The organism is Pseudarthrobacter sp. NIBRBAC000502770, from assembly GCF_006517815.1.
Taxonomy (GTDB): domain Bacteria; phylum Actinomycetota; class Actinomycetes; order Actinomycetales; family Micrococcaceae; genus Arthrobacter; species Arthrobacter niigatensis.
Genome location: NZ_CP041198.1, coordinates 3,167,447 through 3,192,211 on the forward strand (window position 1 = coordinate 3,167,447; position 24,765 = coordinate 3,192,211).

The following is a 24,765-nucleotide window of genomic DNA, read 5'->3' on the forward strand; positions in this document are numbered from 1 at the left end:
GGTGGCTAAGATCTACCCACGACGAAAGGCGGGCCCTGTGGACCGGGTGGACTACTGCGTTATCGGCGGCGGAATCATAGGCCTGGCAACCGCCTACCAGCTGCTGCAGAAGCAACCGGGAGCTTCGCTGGTCCTGCTGGAGGCCGCGGAGTCCCTGGCATCACACCAGACCGGACACAACAGCGGCGTCATCCACTCCGGGATCTACTACGCCCCGGACAGCCTCAAGGCACGGTTCAGCAAGGCGGGGTCGCAGCAGACCAAGGAGTTCTGCCGGGAACACGGCATCAGGTACGCCGAGCCGGGCAAACTGCTGGTGGCAACGTCCGCGGTGGAATTAGACAGGCTGGACCGCCTGGAAGAACGCGCGGCCGTCCATGGGCTGCCCTGCGAGCGCATTGGCCAAGACGAACTCAACCGGCGCGAGCCCAACGTTTCGGGCCTGGGCGCCCTGTTCATTCCCAGCACCGGAATCGTGGACTACCGGGACGTGGCGCGGAAACTGGCTGACCTCATCTCCGCTGCCGGCGGCCGGGTCATCACCGGAGCCAGGGTGGACTCCATCGTGGAGCATTCAGACCGGGTGGACGTTGGCACAGCCCACGCCCTCTATTCCTGCCGCCGCCTGGTGGCCTGTGCGGGCCTGCAGTCGGACCGCCTGGCGGAAATGGCCGGAATGAACATCGACGTGCAGATCATTCCCTTCCGCGGAGAATATTTTGAGTTGCCGGACGCCAAGTCGGATTACGTTACGCACCTCATCTACCCGGTACCGGACCCGGACCTGCCTTTCCTGGGGGTACATCTCACCCCCACCATCCACGGCAGCATCACGGTGGGACCCAACGCGGTGCTGGGCCTGGCCCGGGAGGGCTATCCCAAATTCTCGGTGGACCTCAGGGATGTGGGCCGCTACGTGCGCTTTCCGGGGCTGTGGCGTGTGGCCCGGTCCAACGCAGCCACCGCGGTGCGCGAGGTCCGCAACTCGCTGTTCAAGGGAAGCTACCTGCAGGAATGCCGCAAATACGCTCCGGGCCTGGCCAAAGCGGACCTGCTGCCGTACGGGGCAGGCATCCGTGCACAGGCTGTACGCCGGGATGGAACGCTCCTCCACGACTTCCTGCTGGCGGAGACAGAGCGGATGATCCACGTCCTGAGCGCCCCTTCCCCCGCCGCAACAGCCGCCCTGCCCATTGGGGATCACCTTGCCGGCAAAGCCGCGCTCCGCCATATTTCCTGACCGGCAGCCCCTCACCCGCCGCGGCTAAACTGGCCCGGTGATCAACAGTGAGCAGCCCCCCAGGCCCACCGTCCCGCCATCGCGCGGAAGGATGGCCGAACGGCTGCTCCCCGGCGGCGAGGAACCGGACCCGCGCTTCACGCTGGCGAACGAACGCACCTTCCTGGCCTGGATCCGGACGTCGCTGGCGCTGCTGGCAGGGGGCATCGCCATCGAGGCATTCACCTCCGGCCTCTTCATCGAACCTGTCCGGAAAGGCCTGGCCATCCTGTTGCTGCTGCTGGGCATGATGCTCAGCGGTGGCGCCGCCCTTCGGTGGCTTCGGGTGGAACGGAGCATGCGCAATAAGGCGCCGCTGCCGCTGCCGCTTTTTGTGCCCCTGTTGGCCGGCGCAGGCGCGCTGGCCGCCGCCGTCGTACTGGTCTTCATCCTCTGGCGCTGAACTGTGGCAGCACACGCACCCAGCCCCCACGGCGATCCCGGCCTCCAGCCCGAGCGGACCGCCCTCGCATGGGGGCGGACTATGCTGGCGCTGGCTACGGCGAGCGCTTTCTTCCTGCGCTGGCTCCCCACCTACGGCGCGCCCATCCTGGTACTGCCGGTGATTTCGGGCGGGGCTGCCCTTGCCATCTACCTCACCCAGCGCCGCCGTTACCGGGCCAGGTCCCACGGCCTGGCAGGCGAAAGCATCGAGGCCGACCTGCCCGCCGTCCTTTGGACTGCCTTTGCGGGCGTCGCCCTGGGGTGCCTGGGAATAGTGGTGGTCCTGGTCAGCTAGAACATCGGCAGGACGAAGCCGGCCAGCAGCGCCACGGCGCCGATTGCCGTGAGGCAGCGGCCCAGGACCGAGGCCGTCCTGCCCGCCTCTTCCGGCCTGGTGGTCTGCCACTGCGTGGGGCGCTTGGGGTGGTAATAGATGGGGAGGGTGTCCCCAGCGGCCATGTCCCTGATGTCGTAAGGGGACATTGGGGCGTGGTGCACCTGGTGCTTCCGGTCGAGCCAGCGGAAGCCCACACCGGTGGAATCCGAGTACACCACGCCCTCTGCAACATCCCAGGGGTGCACGAAGCGGCGGAGGAATCCGGTGTAGAAGAGCAGCCCCAACCCTGCGGGCAGGCACAACCAGGTGAGCACTTCCAGGATGGGACCTGCCATATCGAGCGCAGTGGGCATGAAGTTGATGGTACCGCTCAGGGGCTGGCTCCTTCAGCACCGGGTACGTACGCTGAAGGGGACCGGACCGGAGTTAGGGGTAGCCATGAATGATCAGGATATTTTGTCGCACATCCAGGCCCTGGTGGAGGAGGAGCACTCGCTGCGCGAAGGCTCGGGTGACGGGCAGGCGCCGGACCAGGCACGGCTCAAGTATGTGGAAGAAAGCCTGGACCAGTACTGGGACCTGCTGCGCCAACGGCGGGCCAAGAAGGATTCGGGCGAGAACCCGAACGACGCCGAGGCCCGCCCGATCAGCGAAGTGGAGGGTTACAGGCAGTAATGCGGATTGCAGTAGCGCAGATCATCAGCGGCGCCGACCCCACGGCCAACCTGGAACTCGTTTGGGAGTATGCCGCCCAGGCCAAGAACGCCGGCGCCCAACTGGTGGTCTTTCCCGAGGCGACCATGCGCGCCTTTGGCCATTCCCTGAAAGACATTGCCGAGCCCGTGGACGGGCCGTGGGCCGGCGAGGTCCGCAGGATGGCTGCCGAGCTGGACCTGGCGATCGTGGCCGGCATGTTCACGCCGGGGAAAGACGGCCGGGTCCGTAACACCCTCCTGGTCACCGGGCCCGGGCTGGAGGCGGCGTACGACAAGGTCCACCTTTTTGACGCTTTTGGCTTCACGGAGTCCAGGACGGTGGACGCCGGGGAAGCCCCGGTGACGTTCGAGCTCGATGGGACCGTGTTTGGCCTGGCCACCTGCTACGACGTCCGCTTTCCAGGGCTGTTCACGGCAAACGCCAATGCAGGCGCCCAGGTGAATATCGTGTGCGCCTCGTGGGGCGCCGGTGAAGGCAAGGCGGAGCAGTGGGACCTGCTGGTGCGCGCCCGGGCTCTGGACAGCACCACATTTGTGGTTGCGTGCGGACAGGGCGATCCCCAAACGGTGGGTGCCGGCCCGGCGGGCACAGCACCCACGGGCATCGGGCACAGCGCGGTGATCACACCCCTGGGGAAGCCTGTGGTTGCCCTGGGCGGGAAACCTGAACTCGCCGTCGTCGACATCGACCCGTCAACCGTGGAGGACGTCCGGGCCACACTGCCGGTCCTCGCCAACGCCCGCACCTTCTGACGGGGTGAGGTGCCGTTCACGGCTTCGAAACAGCCGGCACAGGGGCGGACGACGGCGGAGCTCACCTGCCGCAGGCCCCTCCAGCCTGCGGTTGCAGGGAACGGGCCGGGTGAAGGGATGTCGAAGCAGCCGCCGGAGGAGAGGCCGTTTACACGCCCGAAACATAGTTGATACGTGAACTTCACGCACGGGCAATTTGTGTAACGTGGCCGCAACTTTAGGCGGCATTGATTGAAACACACGCCGCGAAAAATGGATCCCGGGGGAAATGCCGCGGGGCCACACGGGTCCCGCACCACGTTCACATCGCGAAGGGACCCACCGGTGGAAATCACTGCCCAACACGTCTGGCTGATGATTTCGGCCGCAATGGTCCTCCTGATGACCCCCGGGCTTGGCCTCTTCTACGGCGGCATGACCCGCGCCAAGGCTGCCCTGAACATGATCATGATGAGCTTCATCTCGGCGGGGATTGTCGGCGTGGTCTGGGTCCTCTGGGGCTACTCCATGACCACCGGGAACGGCATCCTGGGACTGTTCGGCAACCCCTTTACCAGCTTTGGCCTGCAGGACCTGATGGGTTCACCGGACCTCCTCAAGGCCGGCTACAGCGCTACCTTCGCCATTGTCACCGTCGCCCTGATCAGTGGCGCCATCGCCGACCGTGCCAAGTTCAGCGCCTGGGTCCTGTTCGTGCCCGTATGGATCACCCTGATCTACTGCCCCCTCGCCTACATGATCTGGGGTGGCGGACTGATGAGCGCTGGCGGGGCCGTCACGGAAATCTTCGGCCAGGTCATTGATTTCGCCGGCGGCGCCGTGGTGGAAATCAGTTCGGGAACTGCAGCCCTGGTGCTCGCCGTTATTGTTGGCCAGCGCCACGGATTCGCGAAGGACCCCAACCACCGCCCCCACAACCTGCCTTTCATCATGCTCGGCGCCGCAATCCTGTGGTTTGGCTGGTTCGGCTTCAACGGCGGAGCTGCCACCAGCGTGGAACAGGCCGGCCTCATCTGGATCAACACCCTTGTGGCTCCTGCCGCGGCCATGCTGAGCTGGCTGGTCACCGAAAAGATCCGCCACGGACACCCGACCTCCCTGGGTGCAGCCTCCGGCGTGGTCGCCGGGCTGGTGGCCATCACCCCGTCCTGCGCCAACATCAGCCCGGTGGCCGCCATCGGCCTGGGCCTGGTGGCGGGAGCCGCCTGCTGCGTGTTCGTGGACCTCAAGTACCGGTTTGGCCTTGATGACTCCCTGGACGTGGTGGGTGTCCACCTGGGCGCAGGCCTTATCGGCACCCTTTCGCTGGGGTTCATCGCCCTCCCGGTGAACGGCCAGGGCGGCGGTCTCTTCTACGGCGGCGGAGTCCAGCAGCTCATCGCCCAGGTGGCCGCGGTAGTCATCACGCTCCTGCTGTCCGGCGCAGGAACCGCGGTCATCGGCCGGGTGATCCACAAGACTGTTGGCTTCCGTGTCAGCCACGAGGCTGAGACCGCCGGCGTGGACCTGGCTGAGCACGCCGAGACGGCCTACGCCTTCGGCGAGATCGGAGCGGGCTTCAATCCCCTGCGCCACGCCGCGGCCCACATTCCAACGGCCCCGGCTCCCGCTGAACGGCATGCCAAGGAAGACTCCTTCGCGTAAGTCCTGCCCTAGTCCGCAAGGATCTTGTAGAGCGCGCGGCGCAGTTCGTCCATCTTTTCCATCGCGGCGGCCCGCTGCTCCTCGCTCACCCCGGTGCGGAACTGATGGATGGCGCCCATCAGCTTGGCAATGCTCTGGTGGAAGTCCCTGTCGGCGCTGTCCGGTTCAGCGTTCCAGGCGTTCTCCATCTCCTCGGCGTGTTCGGCGACGTAGGCCTTCCCGGCGTCCGTCAGCGCAAACTCTGTTCCCCGGCCCTCGCCCACGGCCTCGATCAGCCCCTCGTCCACCAACTGCTGGAGCGTGGGATAGATGGATCCCGGGCTGGGCCGCCACATTCCGCCGGTCTTTGCGGCGATGGTCTTGATCAGTCCGTAACCATTGGACGGGGCCTCCGCCAGCAGCGACAGGATGGCTGAGCGGACGTCACCCCGGCTGGCACGCCGGCCGCCCCGTCCGAAACCCGGGCCAAAGCCCGGCCCAAACCCAGCTCCGAATCCGGGCCCAAAACCAGGCCCGAAGCCGGGACCGAAGCCGGGACCCCGGTGCCCGTGCGGCCCCCTGTGGCCCCTCCCCCGCTCGAAGCGTCCCTTGCCGAATTCCGGGCCGGGATTCTTGTCATCAAATATGCCTTTCATGGTGGCATCGCCCTTTCATTTTTCATGTGCTCGCTGCGTCTTCAGCGATAGTTAACGATATGTCGGTAACTATCGCTGAGTCAAGGGTTCAGCGTGACCAAATCCTGACCTTCCGCCCCTGTTTCACCTCTTTGCAGGGGCGTATTCTGATCCCACCTTCGAGGACGAGGGCCGAGGAATGGTGAAGAAGCGGAAGCGCAGGCGCGGCTTTGGCGCCGCCCTGGGAAGGCTCCTGGGTTTCCTTGCTGCGAGCGTCATGTGCGGAGTGCTGGCGGCCAGCCTGGTGGTTCCTGCCGTGGCAGCCGCTGGGATGGGCGTCAGTTCCTCCATTGGTTTCTTCGAAAGCCTGCCCACGGAGCTGACCGTCCAGCCGCCGTCGCAGGCCACCAAAGTCCTCACCTCCGACGGGCAGGCTATTGCCACTTTCTACGCGGAAAACCGCGTCAGGGTTCCACTGGACCAGATGTCCCCCTTCATCAAGGACGGCATCATTGCCATCGAGGACAGCAGGTTTTACACCCACGCCGGCGTGGATCCGCAGGGCATCCTGCGCGCACTGGTGTCCAACCTGACCAAGGGGGCGAGCAGGGTGCGTCCACCATCACGCAGCAGTACGTCACGAACGTCCTGAACGAGGCGCAACTCTCGCAGGACCGGCCGGACGCGGTGGTGCTGAACGGGCAGAAGGACTTCGGTGACAAGCTGCGTGAAATGAAGCTCGCCATCGCGCTGGAGAAGAAGTACACCAAGGACCAGATCCTTGAGGGCTATCTCAACATCGTGTTTTTCAGCAGCAATGCCTACGGGATAGAAGCCGCGGCGCGATACTTCTTCAGCACCACCGCGAAGGACCTCACCCTGCCCCAGGCCGCGTTGCTGGCCGGGCTGGTCAACAGCCCCACCCTGTACAACCCGGCCACCAATCCGGACAAGTCGATCGTGCGCCGGAACCAGGTCCTGTCCGAGATGCTCCGCCTGCGAAGGATCACGCAGGCCCAGTACGACGCGGCAGTGGCCACCCCTATCGAGCTGAAGATCACGCCGCAACAGCAGGGCTGCGCCAATGCCGCAATGGCGCCCTACTTCTGCGACTACATCTCCCACCTGATCCTGAACAATCCTGCCTACGGCGCCACCGAAGTGGAGCGCGAGCGCAGGCTGTACCGCGGCGGCCTCACTATCGTCACCACCCTGGACAGCAGGCTCCAGACGGCCGCCCAGGCCCAGGTGGACGGTACAGCGGGTGCAAATCCGGACCGGTGGGCAGCCTCGCTCCTGACCCTGCAGCCAGGCAGCGGCAAGATCCTGGCCATGGCCCAGAACACGGTATTCCTCCCCCAGCCTGGCAAATTTGACACCAACCTGAACTTCAACGTGGACGCCAGGGACGCCCAGGGCAATGACCTGAATGGCGCCGGCGGGTTCCAGCCGGGCTCCACCATGAAGCCCTTTACCTTCGCGGAGTGGTTGAACGAGGGCAAGCCGCTGACCGCGGAAGTGGATGCCTCACGCCGGGTCTATCCCCTGGGGTTCCCGTGGAAGGACAGCTGCGGGAAGGTGCTGGGCGCGTACAGCACGGCGCAGGCCAACCCGGCCCTTGGCGCTGCCGATGACCTGCAGAACGCCGAGGACGGCTTCTACCGGCCGATGCCCGTCAACTACGGCCTGTACAACTCCATCAACACCGCTACCTTCGCCTCGGCTGCCCAGCTCGATTTTTGCGGCATCCAGAAGATGGTGGACTCCGTGGGCCTGCACAGTGGCTTGGACAGCACCCCGGTCAACATGCATCAGCTGGGCAACCTGCTGGGCGGCACGGGCGTGGCTCCGCTTACCCTGGCAAACGCCTTCGCCACCTTCGCCACGGAGGGCCGCTACTGTGCGCCGATCGCCCTGGCCGAGGTGACCGATGCGGCAGGGGCGAAGCTGCCCGCCCAGGCCCCCGACTGCCACGACGCCGTCAAGCCCGACGTGGCCCGGGGCGTCAATTCAGTGCTCCAGGACGTCCTGAAGAAGGGGTCCGGTGTCTGGATCAACCCGAAAGTACAGGACACGGTGCCCACCGCCGCCAAGACTGGAACCTCCAACAACAACGGTTCCACGTGGGTGGTGGGTTACACCACCGGCCTTGTCACGGCTTCCTTCTTCGGCGATGCACTGGAAGGCCAAAAGCGGGCCGGGCAGAACGTGACCATCAACGGAACCTTCTATCCCCGCCTCGACGGGTACATGATTGCCGGGCCGCAGTGGGCCAACTACATGCTCAAGGTGGCGCCGCTGTATCCCGCAACCCCGTTCGCGCCACCGCCCGCTTCGATGATCGGCCCTAACCCCAACTACAGGCCGTAGGCACTTGGCGCATCCATGGTGGATCTGGATGCCGCCTAACCCGTCCCCTTCCACAGCCGCTTCCACCACGGGCGTTCCGGCTCCGGCGCGGGCGGCGCCTCGTCCACCTGCACAGCACGCCGGCTGCGCCAACGCTCCACTTCCCCATCCACGTCACGGGTCTTGGTGACCACCGGTGGGCCGCCCTGCAACTGGCGGCGGGCATCAACCACCCTCCGGTTGAAATCCGCCACGACATCGCGGACCTGCTGCTCGGTGTATTGGGCGTCCAGTTTCGCGTCGAGCTCGGCGTCCTCAGCGCGGAGGAGGATGGCCGCCGGCCCCAGGCCGCTGATGTTCTCCCGCTGGATCAGCCCCTTCACCCACCAGTCGGGATCGTACGACTCGCCCAGGCCGGGAATTGGTTTGCCCGCATACTTCAGGTTGTCGAACTTGCCCTGCGCCATGGCGTCGCGGACCAGGTATTCCGCGCGGGCGGCATCGCTGACTTTCCTGCGCTTCTCCCGCTCCTGCGCGTCGAGGGCATCCAGCGCGGCTTCCTCCTCGGCGCTGATGCCGGCGCCACGGTACGACCGCACCTCGGCCGCACGCTCCAGGCGCTTGCGGAATTCCCCTGCGCCGCTCATTGCTGCCACCGCCTTCCCTCGCCGGGTCCCAACCTCCAGTATTCAGCGGCGGGCCTGGGCGTTCAACGCCCAGGGTTGGCGGACGACGACGGAACGTCCCGCCGTCGTCCGCCCACCTGGCGCCGTGGCAAAGGAAGTGGCTGTTGCACTGTCAGGCGTTGGCGTGCTCGGCAAGGAGTCCGTCGATCTGGCCGACCGCTGCCTTGAGGCCCTCCTCCATGCCCATCTTGATCATCTCTTCCAGCTGTTCTTCAGACTCGAAGGCGGACAGCATGGTCATCCGGGTGCGCTCCCCCACCGGTTCCAGCGTCACTGTGGCATGGCTGACGCCATGGTCACCGGTGGGGTTGCCGTCGCTGTCCGCGAAACCGTCGTTGAATTCAAGCTGGCGCGGCGATTCGATGCTGGTGAATTCCCACCAGCCGTGGAACTTCTCCCCATCCGGGCTTGTCATGTAGTAGCTGGCGCGGCCGCCCGGAACGAAGTCGTGCTTGTAGAAGGTAGCCGGATACGTGGGCGGACCCCACCAACGCTCCAGCTGCCGCGGGTCCTCAAAGAGCTGCCAGACGCGTTGCATGCCGGCGTCGAACTCGGCAACGAGGGTGAGGCTCAGGGCCTCGGGGTTTTTATCCGTACTGATGACTGTCATGGCCTTGCCTTCCTAACCTTCAGTGAGAATGGCTGCCATCCGGGCGGCGCGCTGCCGCCAGATTTGTTCATATTCGTCGAGCAGCCGCCGGGCTTTCAGCAGGCCTTCATGGTTGCCCCGCACGATCTGCTCCCTTCCGCGCTTTTCCTTGGTGACAAGGGAGGCGCGCTCCAATACCGCCACATGTTTCTGTACGGCGGCGAAGCTCATGGCGTAGAGGGCGGCGAGACCGGAAACTGAAAACTCCTCTACGGTCACCCTGCGGACAATGTCGCGGCGGGTGGAATCGGCGAACGCGTGGAAGAGGCGGTCCAGTTCGGCCTCACGAAGCGGATCTACAACCATTTGGTTGTACATTATCCCTTTAGGTAGCCCCGGTCAATGGCTTTTTCCGTCGTCCCCGCCAGGCAAGTTCTGGCCGGTATCTTGAAGCTCATGAGCATCTTCCTTGCCGGGGCGGGCCCTGATCCACTGGGCTTTCCGGATGTCTTTGACCAGTTTGCGGATGCAGTCCGCCGGCATGCGGCACCTGGCCGGGCTGTCCGGATTGCCGTGGCCGTACACCATCGAGGAGGAAGCCCGGAGGAACTCATTGAGACCTGCTCGGCGCCCCTCCAAGCCAGGCTTGACTGTGGGATCGTGGCCATCCCGCTGCGCGGGGACAAGCCGGCGGATCCTGCCGCATTCGATGGCGTGGATGGCGTGGTGGTGGGCGGCGGGTTGACGCCGGCCTATTGGGAAGGCCTGCTCCCCGCGGCCGCCGCCATTTCCCGCCTGGTGGCCGCCGGCAGCCCCTACCTGGGGTTTTCCGCCGGGGCCATGGTGGCGCCGAACCGTGCACTGATCGGCGGCCACCGTATCAACGGGGTGGACGTGTGCGGGGAGGAATGCTCGGAAGGCCTGGAGGCAGTGGAGATCCGGCAGGGCCTGGGACTGGTCCCGTTCGCGGTGGATGTCCACGCGGCGCAAGCGGGAACGGTAAGCCGCGCAGTGGGGGCCGTAGCGGCCGGCCAGGTGGATTGGGCGGTCGCCATTGATGAGAACACGGCAGTGGTGCTGGAACCGGCAGGCGCCGATGGATACAGGGTTATCGGCAGCGGCAACGCCTGGGATATCCGCAACGCAGGGGGCGGCACTGTCGTCTCGATCCGCGCCGGCGCCTGACGGGGCCTGGACAGTTTGTGGTCCAGGCGCAGGCTAGGAGTCGAAGTGCGTCTGGACACTGCCTCCGGAGAGCTGTTCAATCAATTCCTTGGCCACGTCCCTCAGCTTCTTGTTGCGGTTGCTGGAGACCCTGGTGAGGATCTCCATCGCGTCTTCTTGCGAACAACGGTTTTGCGCCATGATGACGCCGCAGGCCAGGTTGATGGCGGTCCTGCTTTCCAGGGCGGCTTCCAGGTCATCAGCCCTGTTCTGCGCCGTGCTGATGCGGACCGAAAGGTGCAAGGTGTTGTGGGCAGCGGCGGCGAAGCCCACCGCTTTGTCATAAACCTCCGCCGTGAACACTCCCGGCCTCGTGGCGAAAAAGTTCAGTGCGGCACTGGCCTCGCCGCTGATCTCCAAAGGAACACCCAGGGTGCTGTGCACGCCCCGCCCCACCAGCTCCTGGTTGTACGTGGTCCACCGGCCGTCCTGCCCGACGTCGTCAATCAGCACGGGCGCCATCTCGCGCAGCGCCTTGATGCAGGGACCGTCCCCCAGCGCCTGCTCGATAAGGTCCAGTTCCAGCGCCCTGGCACTGCTGCCCGCAGCAGTGGTGGGGCGCCGGCGGAGCTTCATGGTCACCGCGCACTCAATGTCGTCACCGGCTGCCTTGGAGACAGCCGCTGCCGCCAGTCCCGAGAGTCCGGAAAGGAACTCAACGGCATTCTCGGCCCCCACCAGGACCTCTTGGAGGTGCTCGACTGTCACACTGTTGGCAGGATTCAGCATGGGGTTCATCTTACGGTTACCGGCCCCTGCGCGGCAGCGGAGGCGGCAGCGGAGGCGGCAATGAAGACAGCCGAAATCTCCCTGTCCGCATTGCGGCTGAAGTACTTCAGCCCGTCCGGCGACGCCGGCGAATATGAAGTGGAGGCCTGCCTGCAGGTACCGCTTTCGCGGCCGGCTATCCAGCGCGATTTGCTGGCGCTGGCCGCCAATGAACTCATCGATGACCTGCCGCGTCCCCGTGCCCCTATTCCGAGGATTTCGGCACGCGCCAACCGCGTCCGCTGCCAACCAGCCACAGGCCGGGGATGCGGAGGGCCCGGGCAGTCCAGCGGAGGCAGAACGGGACAACGACGGCGGCAGCGAACCGGGGACGACGACGGCGGACCCGGTAGGGGCCAAGCTCCGGGCCGAAGGAGCCGCTTATCAGATCCATCACCAAGGGCGTAGTGTCAAAGGTAGGAGATTTCGGGATGGTGTCACTATCCGGAAGTTGAATAAACGGGCCCACCGTGCGAAGAGCGGCGGCCGCCAGCCAGGACAGGCAATGACTGGCGCAACTATGGATCGAGGCCCGATGGCCGGGAAAAACGCTCTGGCCGCCGCAGACGAATACCAGGACCTGCTGCGGGAATGCCCCGGAATCCCTGGGTTCCTCCTCGCGCTGGGCACCAGCTCTGCTTCGCGGCTCCGAACGGATGCCAGCACCCTGGACGGCGGGGAATTGTCCGCACCGCCGGTTGGACCGCGCGGATGAACGCCGACTGGACCGGCGGCCCCGACAAACTGCTGGAGGCCGACCAGCAGCGGAAGGACGTGGCCCGGCGGTTCCGCAACACCCAGGTCCCGATGATAAAACTGTGGACTTACTACTACGGCCTTGGCGGCGACGCCGACGAGATGTCGCTTGACGCCTACCTCAACGAAGCGCTCCATCTTCCAGCTGCCCAGGTGGGCCTGATTGCGACGGCCATGAGGGAATTGTCCGAGGACGAGGATTAATGACCGCCGGCGAAGGGCAGCCGTTCCAGGAACCCGACGGGCAGCCCCTGGAAGATGTGGAACAGTCCCTGCAGCAGCTGGTGCTGGAAAGCCCGGACATCAAGGGTTTCCTCACCGAACTGGCAATCCTGGCCAGTTCGCGGCTGTCCACCGCGGGCAACTCCATCCACAGCGGCGTCACCGTAATGAGGCACAAAAGACCCAAGGCCGTAGCAGCAAGCGATGCTGCGGCAAAGGCCCTTGACGAACTGCAGAACGGATTTGGCCAGGGCCCCTGCCTTACGGCGCTCGGGCAGGGAACCACCCTCCTGGTGCCGGAGCTTGCCGCCGAAACCCGCTGGGGACCCTACGCCCGGGCCGCAGCCCGGCACGGCGTCTCCTCCATCCTCGCCGTCCCGCTGGATCTTGCGGGCGACGCGGAGGCGGTATTGAATCTCTACTCGGGCAGGAGCAACGGGTTTTCCGCCGAGGACATCGCCACCGTTGAGGCGTTCGCAGCCCAGGCCGCCAGTTCGCTGAGGCTGATCCTGCGGATATCCCAGCTCAGCGGAGCCAGGGATGACCTGGCCGCCGCCATGCACTCACGCACCGTGATCGACATGGCCGTGGGGGCGGTCATGGCCCAGAACCGGTGCGACCGGGAGACGGCCTTCAGCATCCTTACCCGCGCGTCGAACACCCGCAACATCAAGCTCCGCGAGGTTGCAGGAACCGTTATCACCTCGATTTCGGGCGAGCAGAAGATCACCGCCTACTTCGAAGAGTAGCTGTGCCGTGCATCACACGTGATGAGATTCACTCGCAATAAATGCGCGATTTGGTTGAGTCGGTTGATCAGCCACGGGCACTATGGATAGGCAGGGTCGGACCATCCGCCCTTGACATCCTGGTGACGCAACGAGGCCCACCGGTGAGCGCAGGCCACCGACCCTCCGAGCGCGGACAGGCCACTGCCGGACGCTGCGCCGGCTTGACACAGGAAAGTACTGAACAATGACGTTTAACACTGCCGAATCCGTGACGCTGAAGATCTGGGACCGGGCTTCCCTCCACGAGACCCTCGACTCCGCGGTCTCCGACCTCTCCGCGCGCCACAACACCACCACCTGCCGCATCGCCGTCACCTGCAGCGGACCCAACACCTTCACGCTGAGCGTGCGCGGGAACGAGCCGGCACTGGCCCTCTAAGCGGCCCACCACCAAAGGGGCGTGGACGACGGCGGGACCTACCCGGCGTCGTCCGCGCCCCTTTTCCGTCCAGTCAAACGTGCGGCACGACCGCACCTGCTTCCGTCCCAACTACCCCTGCAGACCGGCGTAGCATTCGTCAGGGATACCCAAACGACGGGAAGGGCTCATGGCAACGCAGCAGAGGCACGCACGGTTCATGTTCGAATCGCTGGAGCTCCCCGTCATCCAGGCACCGATGGCCGGCGGGCCTTCCACCCCGCAACTGGCAGCAGCGGTGAGCGCAAGCGGCGGACTGGGCTTCGTAGCGGCGGGCTACAAAACCGCCGCGGCCATGCGGGCCGAGATCGCGGCTGTGAGGGAACAGACGGACAAGCCCTTCGGCGTGAACCTGTTCGTGCCCCAGGCATCGGTCGCCAGCCCTTCCGCCCTGCAGCAATACGCCGGCGCGCTGGCCCCGGATGCCGAACGCTTCGGGGTGGCCTTGGGCGAGCCGAGGCATGACGACGACGGCTGGGAACCAAAGCTCGAAGCACTGCTGGACCTTGCGCCCGCGGTCGCGTCGTTCACCTTCGACTTCCCCGAAGCCAGCGTGGTGGAAGCCCTCCACCAGCGAGGGATTTATGTGATCGCCACCGTCACTGCACGCGGCGAAGCGCTGCAGGCGCTCGCCGCCGGCGCCGACGCCCTCTGTGTCCAGGGCCCCGAAGCCGGCGGCCACCGGGGCACGTTCAAAGCGGATGCGCCTCCTCCCCTGGTGCCCCTCCACGGGATCCTTGGCGAACTCGCCGACCTGGAGGTGCCCCTGGTGGCAGCGGGCGGTATTGCCACGGCGGATCACACCCGTGCCGCGCTGGCCCTCGGTGCGGTGGCAGTCCAGGCAGGAACTGCGTTCCTCTGCGCGGACGAAGCAGGCACCAAGGCCGCGCACCGGGCCGCGTTGGCAGCACCGGACCGTTTCACCACCACGGCCGTCACCCGGGCTTTCTCGGGCCGCAATGCCAGGGGCCTGGACAACGAGTTCATGCGCCGCCATGACGGCGAGGCGCCCTACGGCTACCCGGAAATCCACCATCTCACTACGCCCTTGCGCGCCGCCGCGGCGGCAGCAGGAGAGCCTGACTGGCTGAACCTATGGGCTGGCATCAACTACCGGAACACGGTGGAAGGCCCCGCAGTATCCATACTGCGGAGCCTTCAGCCTTAGAGGATCGCCCGTGCCTTAGAGGGTGGCGGTGTCGATTACGAAGCGGTACCTGACATCCGATGCCAGCACGCGTTCGTAGGCGTCGTTGATCTTCTCAGCCGGGATGACCTCGATCTCGGCGCCCAGGCCGTGCTCGGCGCAGAAGTTGAGCATTTCCTGGGTCTCGCGGATGCCGCCGATCATGGATCCGGCAAAGGAACGGCGTCCGCCGATCAGCGCGAAGGCATTGACGGGAAGCGGTTCCGCGGGGGCGCCGACGTTGACCAGGGCGCCATCGAGCTTCAGCAGGCCCAGGTAGGCGCTGATGTCGATCGAGGCGCTGACCGTGTTGATGATCAGGTCGAATGAGCCGGCGAGATCGGCGAAGGTGTTCTCGTCGCTGGTGGCGTAGTAGTGGTCGGCGCCGAGCTTCAGGCCGTCCTCCTGCTTCTTCAGCGACTGGGACAGCACGGTTACTTCGGCGCCCATGGCGTGGGCCTGCTTGACGGCCATGTGGCCCAGGCCGCCAAGGCCGACCACTGCGACGTTCTTGCCGGGCCCTGCGCCCCAGTGCCGCAGCGGTGAGTAGGTGGTGATGCCTGCGCACAGCAGCGGTGCGGCGACGTCCAGGTCGATGCCCTCGGGGATGGTGACAACGAAGTCTTCGGTCACCACAACGTGGGTGGAGTAACCGCCCTGGGTGATGGTGCCGTCCCGGTCAACAGCGCCGTAGGTGCCGATGTTGCCCTTGAGGCAGTACTGCTCCTCGCCCTTCTGGCAGTTGACGCACTCCTGGCAGGAGTTGACCATGCAGCCAACGCCAACACGGTCGCCCACTGCGTGCTTGGTGACGGCGGAACCTACCTCGGTGACAATGCCGGCGATCTCGTGGCCGGGAACCAGCGGGTACTGCTGCGGGCCCCAGTCACCGCGGACAGTGTGGATGTCCGAGTGGCAGATGCCGGCGAACTTGATGTCGATCAGGACGTCGTGGGGACCCACTTCGCGGCGCTCGATGGTGGTTGCCACCAGGTCCTCCGTGGCGGACGGGGATGCATAAGCCTTGACGGTAGTCATGGTTCTCCTGTGATCTGTTGGGGGATATTCACGATGCTACCGGGGTTGTTCGGAGCAAACCCCGGAAAAGGACGGGCCAGCGTGGCCCTGCTGAAACTGGTCTTGGGAGTCCTACCCTTGGCGATGTTCCTGGACGGAACCTGGTCACGGGCGGAGGAGCACCTTGATGGCGCGGCGTTCGTCCATGGCCTTGTACGCCTCCGCAGCCTGTTCCAGCGGCAGTTCGAGGTCGAACACTTTGCCGGGGTTAATGTCGCCGCGGAGGATCAGGTCGATCAGGTCCGGCAGATATTGCCGCACCGGGGCGGGGCCGCCGTGCAGGTGGACGTGCGAGGAGAACAGGTCGCGGCCGGGCAGCGAGACGTCATGGGAGACGCCCACGAAACCCACATGCCCGCCGGCCCGTGTGGCGTGGATGGCCTGCAGCATCGACTCCTGTGTTCCCACGGCTTCGAGGACGGAATGCGCGCCGAGGCCGCCGGTAAGTTCCTTGATCTTCTTCACGCCCGCGTCACCGCGCTCCACCACAATATCGGTGGCACCAAACTCGCGCGCCAGTGCCTGCCGGTCCGTGTGGCGCGACATGGCGATGATCCGCTCGGCACCCATTTGCCTGGCTGCCAGGACCCCCAAAAGTCCGACGGCGCCGTCGCCCACCACTGCCACTGTCTTCCCGGGGCCCACCTGGGCCGCCTTCGCGGCAAACCATCCGGTGCCCAGGACATCGGAGGCGGCCAGCAGCGACGGAACCTTGTCGGCGTCGGGCATGCCGGGCGTGGCCACCAACGTGCCATCCGCCAGCGGGACGCGGAGGTACTCCGCCTGGGAACCGCTTACGCCCTGGCGGTGGACACACCCGCTCTGGTAGCCGGAACGGCAGATCTCGCAGGTGTTGTCCGATGCGATGAAGGACCCCACGACGAACTGGCCGGGCGTAACGTTCTTCACGTCGGCTCCGACTTCCTCGACGATCCCCACGTACTCGTGGCCCATGGGAACGGGCCTGGAGATTTTGTCGGCGCCGCGGTAGGGCCAGAGATCGGACCCGCACACACAGGCGGCCGCGAGTTTGATAACTGCGTCGGTCGGCTTCTGGATGGTGGGCTTGTCACGATCCTCGACGCGGACGTCTCCGGGCGCGTGCATGATGGTTGCGCGCATGCTGGTCCTTCCAAGAATGAAACGGCTGAACGGGACATCTCCATCAAACCCGGCCCGTGCCTCCATGGCGAGGGTCCTGCTGTAACTGGTTCTGGCAGTACCTCCTTACGGTCCCGCCATTCGTCGTAACGTGTTCTTTATGGATAACCGAGCCGAGGTCCGGCAGTTCCTCTCCTCACGCCGTGGACGGATCACCCCGGAACAGGCAGGGATCGAACCCTATGGCGGCCGCCGGCGCGTGCCGGGGCTGCGCCGCGAGGAAGTGGCCCGGCTGGCAGGCGTCAGCGTGGACTACTACACGCGGCTGGAACGGGGAAACCTCCACGGTGTTTCGGACAGCGTCCTGGACGCCATCGCCGGTGCCCTTGAACTGGACCGCGCCGAGCATGACCACCTCTACGACCTGGCCCGGGCGGCCAACACGTCGGGCCGCAAGCGTGCCGCAGGCGCCGGAGGTTCCGCGCCGTCGAAGGTCCGGCCCGAACTGCAATACCTGCTGGACGCCATCACGGAAGCGCCTGCCTTCATTGGCAACAACCGCCTGGACATCGTTGCCGCCAACACGCTGGGTTATGCGCTGTATTCGGACATGTACCGCAACCCGTCACGGCCGGCCAACCACTCGCGGTTCATTTTCCTCGACCCCCGCGCCCACAACTTCTACACGGACTGGGACCGGGCTGCCCACACCAACGTAGCCATCCTCCGCCGGGAGGCCGGCCGCAACCCCCATGACAAGGGCATCGCCGAACTCATCGGTGAACTCTCCATGCGCAGCGACGTGTTCCGCACGCTCTGGGCGGCCCACAACGTCCGCCGCCACTACGCGGGCACCAAGTTCTTCCAGCATCCCGTGGTGGGGCTCCTTGAGCTGAACTACCAGGTGCTTGGGCTCGAAGAAGATCCGGGGCGCACCCTCACGGTCTATCCCGCTACGCCCGGCAGCACGTCGGCGGAAGCCCTCAAGCTCCTCGCCTCCTGGGCGGTCACCGAGAACATCGTGGAAACGGCGCAGGCAAAGGTCGGCAGCTAAGAAGGCTGCCCTGTCCTGGGAGCCGGCCGGGCTCGCAGCCAACGAGCCAGTGGAGTCCGTACATGAAGCGGCGTTGCAGTCCCCTTAACCCAGGTTTCGGTTCGTGGCGCCGCGTTGCCTGCTTTGTCTCCAGGATGGCGCCATAAGAAGCGCCGTTGCGCAGGGTTTAGCGCGCGTTTCATACCGGTGGCCAACGCACCGCGAGCCGTGTTTAGGTGTTTCCACGGCACCGGCCACGCCGCAGGCACCACCCCACAGTCCCGCCAGTACGCATCATCCCGCAGCACCCTGATCCCGCCGTTTGGGCGGACCAACCACCCCTTCACGCCCGCCCGGACACACACCCCGGGTGCCGTCGTCGTACCCGGATCCTCCTCGAAAGGAACACCATGACCTTCCCAGCACCCCCACCCCAAACGAGCCAACGTGCTGCCTTTAGCCGGCGCCGTGCGCTGGGCGCACTCCTGGCTGTTCCCGCCGTCGGCCTGCTGTCCGCCTGCGGCGGGACCGCCACCGCAGGAGGAGCCCGCATCAGCCAGGGCGCCCTTGAACCGCTGGCGGCCTCGGTGCCTGCCGGCACCTCCATTAAGGTGGGCGATCCCAGCATCAAAGTGGCGCTGGAACTGTCCGGCCTGGTCAAGGACCTGGACGGCTTCACGGTGGAGTTCGCCAACATCTCCGGCGGCCCCCAGACCACCGAGGCCTTCCGCGCCAACGCCCTGGACGTCGGGTCCGTGGCCGACATTCCTCCCATCCACGCCACCTGGACCGGGCTGGACGTCCGCATCATCGCCGCCGGCTACCGGCAGGACGCGGTGAACCACCCCATCTACGAGCTCGGTGTGGCACCGGGAGCCGTCATCGGCAAGCTCGAAGAGCTGCGCGGGAAGAAAGTGGCCTACTCCCCGGGCCAGGCGCAGGGCGCCCTGGTGCTGCGGATCCTGGACAAGGCCGGCCTCAAGCAGGACGACGTCAAGCTCGTGGAGCTCCCCAGTACCGGGGACGCCTACGCCACCGCGCTGGCCAGCAAGCAGGTGGACGCGGCTCCCCTGGGCGGCGTCCAGATCAAGCGCTACCTGGCCAAGTACACGGCCGACGGCGCCACCACCCTCCGCCACGGGCTGCGCGATGATCCCAGCCTCCTCTATTCCCCCGCCAAAGTCCTGGCTGATCCCGCCAAGGCCGCCGCCCTTGCCGCCTACGCGAAGGTCTGGGGCAAGGCGCAGCGCTGGATCGAGGACCACCCGGCCGAGTGGCTGGAGGGCTACTACGTCAAGGACCAGGGCCTGTCCCGCGAGGACGGCCAGTACCTGATCGACGCCACCGGCAAGCGCGACCTGCCGACGTCCTGGACGGAGGCCATCGCACGGCACCAGGAAACGATCGACCTGCTGTCCCGCGAGCAGAAGAAACCGCAGTTGAAGGCAGCGGACCTCTACGACACCCGCTTCGAGGCCATCGCCGGCACGGCGTTCGCCTCCGCCGCCAAGGTTGGCGCGGCATGAGCGCCGTGCTGGACCGTCCCGTCGTCGCACCGCACCAGGACCCCGCGCTGGCCGGGCGGCCGGACGTGCGGCCCACTGGCAGGAGGCTGGGGCCAGGACGACGGCGGCGGCTCGCCTGGCTGGGCCCGTCCGCCTTGCTTCTGCTCTGGACAGCTTCTTCCGCCACGGGGTTGCTTGACCCACGGATCCTGTCCGAACCCTGGACCGTCGTGGCCACCGCCGGAGAACTGACCGCCGACGGCCGGCTCCAGGAAAACCTTGCCATCTCCGCCCAGCGCGCCGGCCTGGGACTGTTCTTCGGCATCCTGGTGGGAGGGGTGCTGGCCCTGCTCTCCGGACTGAGCCGGATCGGTGAAGCACTGATCGACGGTCCGGTGCAGATCAAGCGCGCTATCCCCGGCCTGGCCCTGATCCCGCTGCTGATCCTGTGGTTCGGCATCGACGAGACCATGAAGGTCCTCACCATCACCCTGGGCGTCTTTGTCCCCGTCTACCTGCAGACCCATGCCGGGCTGCGCGGCATCGACCTGCGGTTCGTCGAACTTGCCCAGACGGTGGGCCTGGGCCGGGCGGGCTTCATCCGCAAGGTGGTCCTCCCCGGCGCCCTGCCCGGATTCTTCCTGGGCCTGCGCTTCGCGGTGACCGGCGCCTGGGTGTCCCTGGTGGTGGTGGAACAGATCAACGCCACCAGCGGGATCGGCTACATGATGGAACTCGCCCGCACCTATGGCCAGACCAACATCATCATCCTGGGCCTGGCCGTTTACGGCGTCCTTGGCCTCCTCTCCGACGGAATTGTCCGCTTCATCGAACGAAAGGCCCTCTCATGGCAGCGCACCCTGGCGGGCTGACCGCCGCCGGCCCCGCACGTCCCGTACCTTCCGCCGTTTCAGTCCGCGGGCTTATCCGCAGCTTCGGTACCAAGAGTGTCCTGGACGGCGTGGACCTGGACATCGCGCCCGGCGAATTCGTGGCCCTGCTGGGACCCAGCGGTTGTGGCAAAAGCACCCTGCTGCGCGCCCTGGCCGGCCTGGACCACGAGGTCCGCGGCATCGGCGTGATCAGCGTCCCGGACCGCGTGTCCGTGGTTTTCCAGGATTCCCGGCTGCTGCCGTGGGACACCGTGCTGGGCAACGTCACGCTGGGCGTCCGGGAGCACGACGCCGATGCCCGGGCCCGCAAGGCACTCGCCGAGGTGGGGCTCGCCGGACGTGAAAAAGCTTGGCCGCACCAGCTTTCCGGCGGTGAGCAGCAACGCGTGGCGCTGGCGCGGTCCCTGGTCCGGGAACCGCAGCTGCTGCTGGCCGACGAGCCGTTCGGCGCGCTGGACGCCCTGACCCGGATCAGGATGCACGGGCTCCTCCAGGACCTGGTGGCGGCCCACCGGCCAGCCGTCCTGCTGGTCACCCACGACGTGGACGAGGCCATCGCACTGGCCGACCGGATCGTGGTCCTGGACCGCGGCCGCATCGCCACCGTCCGCCCGGTGGCACCCGCAATCCGATCTTCCGCCGATGCCGCGGGGCACGAAGCCCTGCGCCGCGACCTCCTCACGGCGCTGGGCGTCGAACCCGTGCACACACCTGAACCGGCCGCCGTCGGCCGCTAACCTCCAAAGGAGCAAACCCTTGACTACCCAGAACCCATCCCTGCGCCAACTCCACCTCAACGCCTTCCTCATGAGCACCGGCCACCACGAGGCCTCATGGCGGCTGCCGGAAAGCGATCCCCATGCGGGAACCAAGGTGGAGCATTACCAGCAGCTCGCCCGCACTGCAGAGCGCGGCAAGCTGGACTCCATTTTCTTCGCCGACTCCCCTGTCCTGTTCGGCGAGGTGGGGCGCCGTCCTGCCGGGAAGCTGGAGCCCACCGTGCTGCTCACGGCCATCGCCGGCGCCACCGAGCGGATCGGGCTGATCGCCACCGCTTCCACCACCTACAATGAACCGTTCAACCTGGCCCGCCGCTTCGCGTCCGTCGACTGGGCCAGCGGCGGACGGGCCGGCTGGAATGTGGTGACCACGGCAGGCCCGGACGCGGCGCGCAACTTCGGCGTGGACGACCAGCCCGCCCACGCCGTCCGGTACGAACGCGCCGCCGAGTTCATCGAGGTGGCGCAGAAGCTCTGGGACAGCTGGCAGGAAGACGCCGTCCTCGCGGACAAGGCGGAGGGCGTGTGGGGCGATGCGGACAGGATCCGCACCGTCGACCACGAAGGCAAGCATTTCAAGGTCCGCGGGCCGCTCAATGTTCCGCGGTCACCCCAGGGACACCCCCTGATCGTCCAGGCAGGTTCGTCCGAGGACGGCAAGGGCCTGGCCGCGAAGTACGCCGACGCCGTCTTCACCGCGCACCAGACCCTGGCCGACGCGCAGGAGTTCTACCGCGACTTGAAGTCCCGCACCACTGCCGCCGGCCGCGATCCGGAATCCATCAAGATCCTCCCGGGCATTGTCCCGGTCATCGGTGCCACCGAGGAGGAAGCCCTGGAACTGGAACGCGAACTCGACCGGCTGATCAAGCCCGAGTACGCCCGGATCCAACTGGCCAGGACCCTGCGAGTGGACCCGGAGGACCTGCCGCTGGACCGGCAGCTGCCGGACAACCTGCCCAGCGAGGATGAGATCGAGGGGGCAAAGAGCCGCTACACCCTGATCGTCCAGCTGGCGCGCCGGGAGCAGCTCACCGTGCGGCAGCTGATCGGCCGCCTGGGCGGCGGCCGCGGGCACCGCACCTTCACCGGCACGCCGGTACAGGTGGCCGACGCCATCCAGGAATGGTTCGACGGCGGGGCCGCGGACGGCTTCAACATCATGCCGCCGGTGCTTCCCTCCGGGTTGGAGGCGTTCGTGGACCAGGTGGTGCCGATCCTCCAGGAACGCGGGCTTTTCCGGACGGAGTACGCCGGAAAGACGCTGCGGGAGCACTACGGGTTGGCCCGGCCCGGCAACAGGTATGCGGATGCTGCCGTACCCGGGCTGGCTGGGATTGGTTAAACCAAAGGCCGTGATACCCGTACTCCACGCGGGTAGTCCCTAAACTGGCAGATGGATTTGAATGCCAGGACTATACGAAGGAGCGAGTGAATGGCCAATGTAGTGGTTGTAGGGGTGGACGCCAGCCCGTCCGCGCGGAAGGCAGCGGAAGTCGCGCTGGACCTGGCCGGGTCGCTGGGGGCCTCACTGCACATAGTGACCGCCTTCGAGATGGAGACCGCCGAAACCTTTGGGGTGGGCTCGGACAAGGTGAGGATTTCCAACGCCGACAGCTCCGAGATCGTGGCGAAGTCCCTGGGCGCATCCCGGCCGGGAGTGGAAATCACCCACTTCGCAGCCCGTGGCAAGCCGGCGGATTCGCTGATCAAGGAAGCCATCCGCCTGGACGCCCGGGTGATCGTGGTGGGCAACCGCAGGATGCGCGGGATTGGCCGGCTGCTGGGCAGCGTCGCCAACAGCGTGGCGCACAACGCCCCGTGCGATGTCTACATCGCGAACACGTACGAGGACTGACCTGCCTCACGCACAAGGAGGGCGGACGACGGCGGACCTTCCCGCCGTCGTCCGCCCTCCTTTTTGTGTGGTCAGGCGCTGTATTCTTCGTCAGTGACGTGATCGAGCCAGGTGACGACCTGCCCCTCAGCATCCGCTTCCTGCATGGCGACGTGCGCCATGAAGCGCTCCGGGGTTGCCCCGTGCCAGTGTTCTTCCCCGGGTTCGATGTAGACCACGTCACCGGGACGGATTTCCTGGATCTCCCCGCCCCGGCGCGCTACCAGCCCCACGCCGTCGGTGACATAGAGGGTCTGGCCCTTGGGGTGGTGGTGCCACGCGGTCCGGGCACCGGGGGCGAACCGGACGTGCGCGCAACCGATGGCTGACTGTTCGTCAGGATTCCGGATCCCGTCGATCTGCACGGTCCCGGTGAACCATTCCTTCGGGCCGGCCGCCGTCTGGCCGCCGCTCTTGGTGTACTTCATGTTCTCCTCCTGTTGGGTGGGCTGGATTGAAATCTTCAGACGGTCAGGCGGTCCGGCCCGTGACCCTGGCAGTCAGGTACGCGAGGACCGACGAAACCGCAAGGATGGCTGCGGCCGCCAGGAAAGCCCCGCCATAGCCGGCGGAGTCGAAAAGCACGCCGCCCAACGTTGAGCCGACCGCGATCGAGGTCTGGACCACGGCCACCATCAGGCCTCCGCCGGCCTCGGCGTCGTGCGGCATGGCCTCGGCGATCCAGCTCCACCAGCCCACCGGGGCGGACGTGGACATCAGTCCCCAGAAAGCCAGGAGGACCACGACGGCGGCAAACCAGCCGCCGGACGGAACGAGGGCCGCCGCTATGACGGCCATGAGGGCCGGAATGGCTGCCAAGGTCCGGTACAGGCCCTTGCCCAGGAAGCGGCCAATGAGCATGGTGCCGGCAAAGCCCGCCACACCGATTACCAGCAGCACCAGGGATATCGTGGCCACGTCCACGCGGGTCACCGTCTCCAGGAAGGGACGGATGTAGGTGAACAGGACGAACTGCCCCATGAAGAAGGACCCGCAGGCGGCCATCCCCCAGGCGACGGTGCGGCTCTTGAATGCGGCGAAAATCCCAAAAACCGTGCCCGTGGCCCGCGTCCCGGCCTTCATTGACGGAAGGCTGATCCATTGCCAGGCCAGGGCGAGCACCGCCACCGGAACCAGGCAGAAGAACGCTCCACGCCAGCCGATGACCGAACCCAGGTAGCTGCCCAGGGGCGCAGCCAGGACGGTGGCCAGGGCGTTGCCCCCGTTGAAGATCGCCAGGGCACGCGGCACTTGGTGGGCGGGCACCAGCCGCATGGCGGTTGCCGCAGACATGGACCAGAATCCGCCGATCACCACGCCAATGAGGGCGCGGCCAACCATGAAGAGCAGGTATCCCGGGGCCATCGCCACCAGGGCTCCGGAGACCGCCATCAAGGTGGTCAGGCCCAAAAGGAGCGGCTTGCGGTTCAGGTTGCCGGCCAGCGTGGATACGGACAGGCTGGTGAGGACGGCAAAGAGCCCGGAGATGGCAATGCCCTGGCCCACCATTCCCTCGGAGACCTGGAGTTCGGCGGCCATGGGGGTCAGCAGGCTGACCGGCATGAACTCGGACGCGATCAGCGCGAAGACGCACAGGGACATGGCGAAGACGCCGCCCCAGTGCGCGGGCTGCTGCGCGCGGGGTTTTTGGGGCGCGCTGGTACTGGTGAGAAGTTTTTCGGGGGCCATGGGTCCATCAAACCG

At 66.3% G+C, this 24,765-nt stretch carries 30 protein-coding genes and 1 pseudogene; 19 read left to right on the top strand and 12 right to left on the bottom strand.

The window, feature by feature from the left end; translation table 11 throughout:
- Positions 1-37: 37 nt before the first annotated feature.
- The 3 genes from lhgO (at position 38) to NIBR502770_RS15210 (ending at position 2,018) form a co-directional block, all read left to right on the top strand.
- On the top strand, positions 38-1,240 hold the full coding sequence (gene lhgO / locus NIBR502770_RS15200; protein ID WP_141182488.1) for an L-2-hydroxyglutarate oxidase: 1,203 nt from the start codon (positions 38-40) through the stop codon (positions 1,238-1,240).
- Between the two features lie 91 nt (positions 1,241-1,331).
- Positions 1,332-1,682, top strand: coding sequence for a YidH family protein (locus NIBR502770_RS15205; RefSeq protein ID WP_141161464.1), 351 nt, complete (start codon positions 1,332-1,334; stop codon positions 1,680-1,682).
- 3 nt (positions 1,683-1,685) lie between these two features.
- Positions 1,686-2,018: a DUF202 domain-containing protein gene (locus tag NIBR502770_RS15210; protein WP_141159309.1), complete on the top strand. Its 333-nt coding sequence runs from the start codon at positions 1,686-1,688 to the stop codon at positions 2,016-2,018.
- On the opposite strand, the gene NIBR502770_RS15215 is transcribed toward NIBR502770_RS15210, so the two are convergent.
- The gene (locus tag NIBR502770_RS15215) at positions 2,015-2,413 is read right to left on the bottom strand and encodes a hypothetical protein (RefSeq protein WP_141182489.1); all 399 of its coding nucleotides are present in this window, start codon (positions 2,411-2,413) and stop codon (positions 2,015-2,017) included. The two genes, NIBR502770_RS15210 and NIBR502770_RS15215, sit on opposite strands and share 4 nt — an antisense overlap.
- Before the next feature lie 85 nt (positions 2,414-2,498).
- On the opposite strand from NIBR502770_RS15215, the gene NIBR502770_RS15220 reads away from it, so the two are divergent.
- From NIBR502770_RS15220 to NIBR502770_RS15230, 3 genes are all read left to right on the top strand, one after another.
- Positions 2,499-2,735, top strand: coding sequence for a DUF2630 family protein (locus NIBR502770_RS15220; RefSeq protein ID WP_141182490.1), 237 nt, complete (start codon positions 2,499-2,501; stop codon positions 2,733-2,735).
- The gene (locus tag NIBR502770_RS15225; protein WP_141182491.1) at positions 2,735-3,529 is read left to right on the top strand and encodes a carbon-nitrogen hydrolase family protein; all 795 of its coding nucleotides are present in this window, start codon (positions 2,735-2,737) and stop codon (positions 3,527-3,529) included. Before NIBR502770_RS15220 ends, NIBR502770_RS15225 begins: the two co-directional genes overlap by 1 nt.
- Positions 3,530-3,853: 324 nt before the next feature.
- Positions 3,854-5,173, top strand: a complete 1,320-nt coding sequence (locus NIBR502770_RS15230) for an ammonium transporter (protein WP_141159305.1) — start codon at positions 3,854-3,856, stop codon at positions 5,171-5,173.
- An 8-nt stretch (positions 5,174-5,181) separates the two neighbouring features.
- On the opposite strand, the gene NIBR502770_RS15235 is transcribed toward NIBR502770_RS15230, so the two are convergent.
- On the bottom strand, positions 5,182-5,808 hold the full coding sequence (locus NIBR502770_RS15235) for a PadR family transcriptional regulator (RefSeq protein ID WP_141182492.1): 627 nt from the start codon (positions 5,806-5,808) through the stop codon (positions 5,182-5,184).
- 178 nt (positions 5,809-5,986) lie between these two features.
- On the opposite strand from NIBR502770_RS15235, the pseudogene NIBR502770_RS15240 reads away from it, so the two are divergent.
- A pseudogene (locus NIBR502770_RS15240) lies at positions 5,987-8,157 on the top strand (transglycosylase domain-containing protein).
- Between the two features lie 35 nt (positions 8,158-8,192).
- Here NIBR502770_RS15240 and NIBR502770_RS15245 read toward each other — a convergent pair.
- From NIBR502770_RS15245 to NIBR502770_RS15255, 3 genes are all read right to left on the bottom strand, one after another.
- On the bottom strand, positions 8,193-8,783 hold the full coding sequence (locus NIBR502770_RS15245; RefSeq protein ID WP_141182493.1) for a DUF1992 domain-containing protein: 591 nt from the start codon (positions 8,781-8,783) through the stop codon (positions 8,193-8,195).
- A gap of 151 nt (positions 8,784-8,934) precedes the next feature.
- The gene (locus NIBR502770_RS15250; protein ID WP_141159301.1) at positions 8,935-9,432 is read right to left on the bottom strand and encodes an SRPBCC domain-containing protein; all 498 of its coding nucleotides are present in this window, start codon (positions 9,430-9,432) and stop codon (positions 8,935-8,937) included.
- Between the two features lie 12 nt (positions 9,433-9,444).
- On the bottom strand, positions 9,445-9,777 hold the full coding sequence (locus NIBR502770_RS15255; RefSeq protein ID WP_141182494.1) for a metalloregulator ArsR/SmtB family transcription factor: 333 nt from the start codon (positions 9,775-9,777) through the stop codon (positions 9,445-9,447).
- A gap of 90 nt (positions 9,778-9,867) precedes the next feature.
- Here NIBR502770_RS15255 and NIBR502770_RS15260 point away from each other — a divergent pair, with 90 nt between their 5' ends.
- The gene (locus tag NIBR502770_RS15260; RefSeq protein WP_141182495.1) at positions 9,868-10,596 is read left to right on the top strand and encodes a Type 1 glutamine amidotransferase-like domain-containing protein; all 729 of its coding nucleotides are present in this window, start codon (positions 9,868-9,870) and stop codon (positions 10,594-10,596) included.
- Between the two features lie 33 nt (positions 10,597-10,629).
- On the opposite strand, the gene NIBR502770_RS15265 is transcribed toward NIBR502770_RS15260, so the two are convergent.
- Genes NIBR502770_RS15265 through NIBR502770_RS21245 form a run of 3 tightly spaced genes read right to left on the bottom strand, consistent with a single transcriptional unit; the run spans position 10,630 to position 11,797 of the window.
- The gene (locus NIBR502770_RS15265) at positions 10,630-11,364 is read right to left on the bottom strand and encodes a GAF and ANTAR domain-containing protein (RefSeq protein ID WP_141159299.1); all 735 of its coding nucleotides are present in this window, start codon (positions 11,362-11,364) and stop codon (positions 10,630-10,632) included.
- A gap of 5 nt (positions 11,365-11,369) precedes the next feature.
- Complete coding sequence (locus NIBR502770_RS21240) at positions 11,370-11,582, bottom strand: hypothetical protein (RefSeq protein WP_168223181.1); 213 nt, start codon at positions 11,580-11,582, stop codon at positions 11,370-11,372.
- Positions 11,583-11,608: 26 nt separating this feature from the next.
- A complete protein-coding gene (locus NIBR502770_RS21245) occupies positions 11,609-11,797 on the bottom strand; it encodes a hypothetical protein (protein ID WP_168223182.1) in 189 nt (62 codons plus the stop codon).
- 141 nt (positions 11,798-11,938) lie between these two features.
- Here NIBR502770_RS21245 and NIBR502770_RS15275 point away from each other — a divergent pair, with 141 nt between their 5' ends.
- From NIBR502770_RS15275 to NIBR502770_RS15295, 5 genes are all read left to right on the top strand, one after another.
- On the top strand, positions 11,939-12,118 hold the full coding sequence (locus NIBR502770_RS15275; protein ID WP_210418874.1) for a hypothetical protein: 180 nt from the start codon (positions 11,939-11,941) through the stop codon (positions 12,116-12,118).
- On the top strand, positions 12,115-12,363 hold the full coding sequence (locus NIBR502770_RS15280) for a hypothetical protein (protein ID WP_141182497.1): 249 nt from the start codon (positions 12,115-12,117) through the stop codon (positions 12,361-12,363). Before NIBR502770_RS15275 ends, NIBR502770_RS15280 begins: the two co-directional genes overlap by 4 nt.
- The gene (locus NIBR502770_RS15285; RefSeq protein ID WP_141182498.1) at positions 12,363-13,130 is read left to right on the top strand and encodes a GAF and ANTAR domain-containing protein; all 768 of its coding nucleotides are present in this window, start codon (positions 12,363-12,365) and stop codon (positions 13,128-13,130) included. The genes NIBR502770_RS15280 and NIBR502770_RS15285 overlap by 1 nt, the downstream gene beginning before the upstream one ends.
- Positions 13,131-13,356: 226 nt before the next feature.
- Positions 13,357-13,551, top strand: a complete 195-nt coding sequence (locus NIBR502770_RS15290) for a hypothetical protein (protein ID WP_141159295.1) — start codon at positions 13,357-13,359, stop codon at positions 13,549-13,551.
- Positions 13,552-13,720: 169 nt separating this feature from the next.
- Positions 13,721-14,758, top strand: a complete 1,038-nt coding sequence (locus NIBR502770_RS15295; RefSeq protein WP_141182499.1) for a nitronate monooxygenase — start codon at positions 13,721-13,723, stop codon at positions 14,756-14,758.
- Positions 14,759-14,773: 15 nt separating this feature from the next.
- On the opposite strand, the gene NIBR502770_RS15300 is transcribed toward NIBR502770_RS15295, so the two are convergent.
- Both NIBR502770_RS15300 and NIBR502770_RS15305 read right to left on the bottom strand, forming a co-directional pair.
- The gene (locus tag NIBR502770_RS15300; RefSeq protein ID WP_141159293.1) at positions 14,774-15,814 is read right to left on the bottom strand and encodes an NAD(P)-dependent alcohol dehydrogenase; all 1,041 of its coding nucleotides are present in this window, start codon (positions 15,812-15,814) and stop codon (positions 14,774-14,776) included.
- Between the two features lie 144 nt (positions 15,815-15,958).
- Positions 15,959-16,975: a zinc-dependent alcohol dehydrogenase family protein gene (locus NIBR502770_RS15305; protein ID WP_141182500.1), complete on the bottom strand. Its 1,017-nt coding sequence runs from the start codon at positions 16,973-16,975 to the stop codon at positions 15,959-15,961.
- 139 nt (positions 16,976-17,114) lie between these two features.
- Here NIBR502770_RS15305 and NIBR502770_RS15310 point away from each other — a divergent pair, with 139 nt between their 5' ends.
- The 6 genes from NIBR502770_RS15310 (at position 17,115) to NIBR502770_RS15335 (ending at position 23,022) form a co-directional block, all read left to right on the top strand.
- Positions 17,115-18,008, top strand: a complete 894-nt coding sequence (locus tag NIBR502770_RS15310; protein ID WP_141182501.1) for a helix-turn-helix transcriptional regulator — start codon at positions 17,115-17,117, stop codon at positions 18,006-18,008.
- 389 nt (positions 18,009-18,397) lie between these two features.
- The gene (locus tag NIBR502770_RS15315; RefSeq protein WP_141182502.1) at positions 18,398-19,513 is read left to right on the top strand and encodes an ABC transporter substrate-binding protein; all 1,116 of its coding nucleotides are present in this window, start codon (positions 18,398-18,400) and stop codon (positions 19,511-19,513) included.
- Complete coding sequence (locus NIBR502770_RS15320; protein WP_141182503.1) at positions 19,510-20,364, top strand: ABC transporter permease; 855 nt, start codon at positions 19,510-19,512, stop codon at positions 20,362-20,364. Before NIBR502770_RS15315 ends, NIBR502770_RS15320 begins: the two co-directional genes overlap by 4 nt.
- Positions 20,340-21,122: an ABC transporter ATP-binding protein gene (locus NIBR502770_RS15325; RefSeq protein WP_141182504.1), complete on the top strand. Its 783-nt coding sequence runs from the start codon at positions 20,340-20,342 to the stop codon at positions 21,120-21,122. The genes NIBR502770_RS15320 and NIBR502770_RS15325 overlap by 25 nt, the downstream gene beginning before the upstream one ends.
- Positions 21,123-21,141: 19 nt before the next feature.
- Complete coding sequence (locus tag NIBR502770_RS15330) at positions 21,142-22,509, top strand: LLM class flavin-dependent oxidoreductase (RefSeq protein WP_256371917.1); 1,368 nt, start codon at positions 21,142-21,144, stop codon at positions 22,507-22,509.
- 90 nt (positions 22,510-22,599) lie between these two features.
- Positions 22,600-23,022 (top strand): universal stress protein, encoded by a 423-nt coding sequence (locus NIBR502770_RS15335; RefSeq protein WP_141159287.1) that lies wholly within the window; start codon positions 22,600-22,602, stop codon positions 23,020-23,022.
- A gap of 71 nt (positions 23,023-23,093) precedes the next feature.
- Here the strand turns inward: NIBR502770_RS15335 and NIBR502770_RS15340 are convergent, their stop codons facing one another.
- Positions 23,094-23,489 (bottom strand): cupin domain-containing protein, encoded by a 396-nt coding sequence (locus NIBR502770_RS15340; protein WP_141159286.1) that lies wholly within the window; start codon positions 23,487-23,489, stop codon positions 23,094-23,096.
- 43 nt (positions 23,490-23,532) lie between these two features.
- Positions 23,533-24,750, bottom strand: a complete 1,218-nt coding sequence (locus NIBR502770_RS15345) for an MFS transporter (protein WP_141159285.1) — start codon at positions 24,748-24,750, stop codon at positions 23,533-23,535.
- Positions 24,751-24,765: the final 15 nt, after the last annotated feature.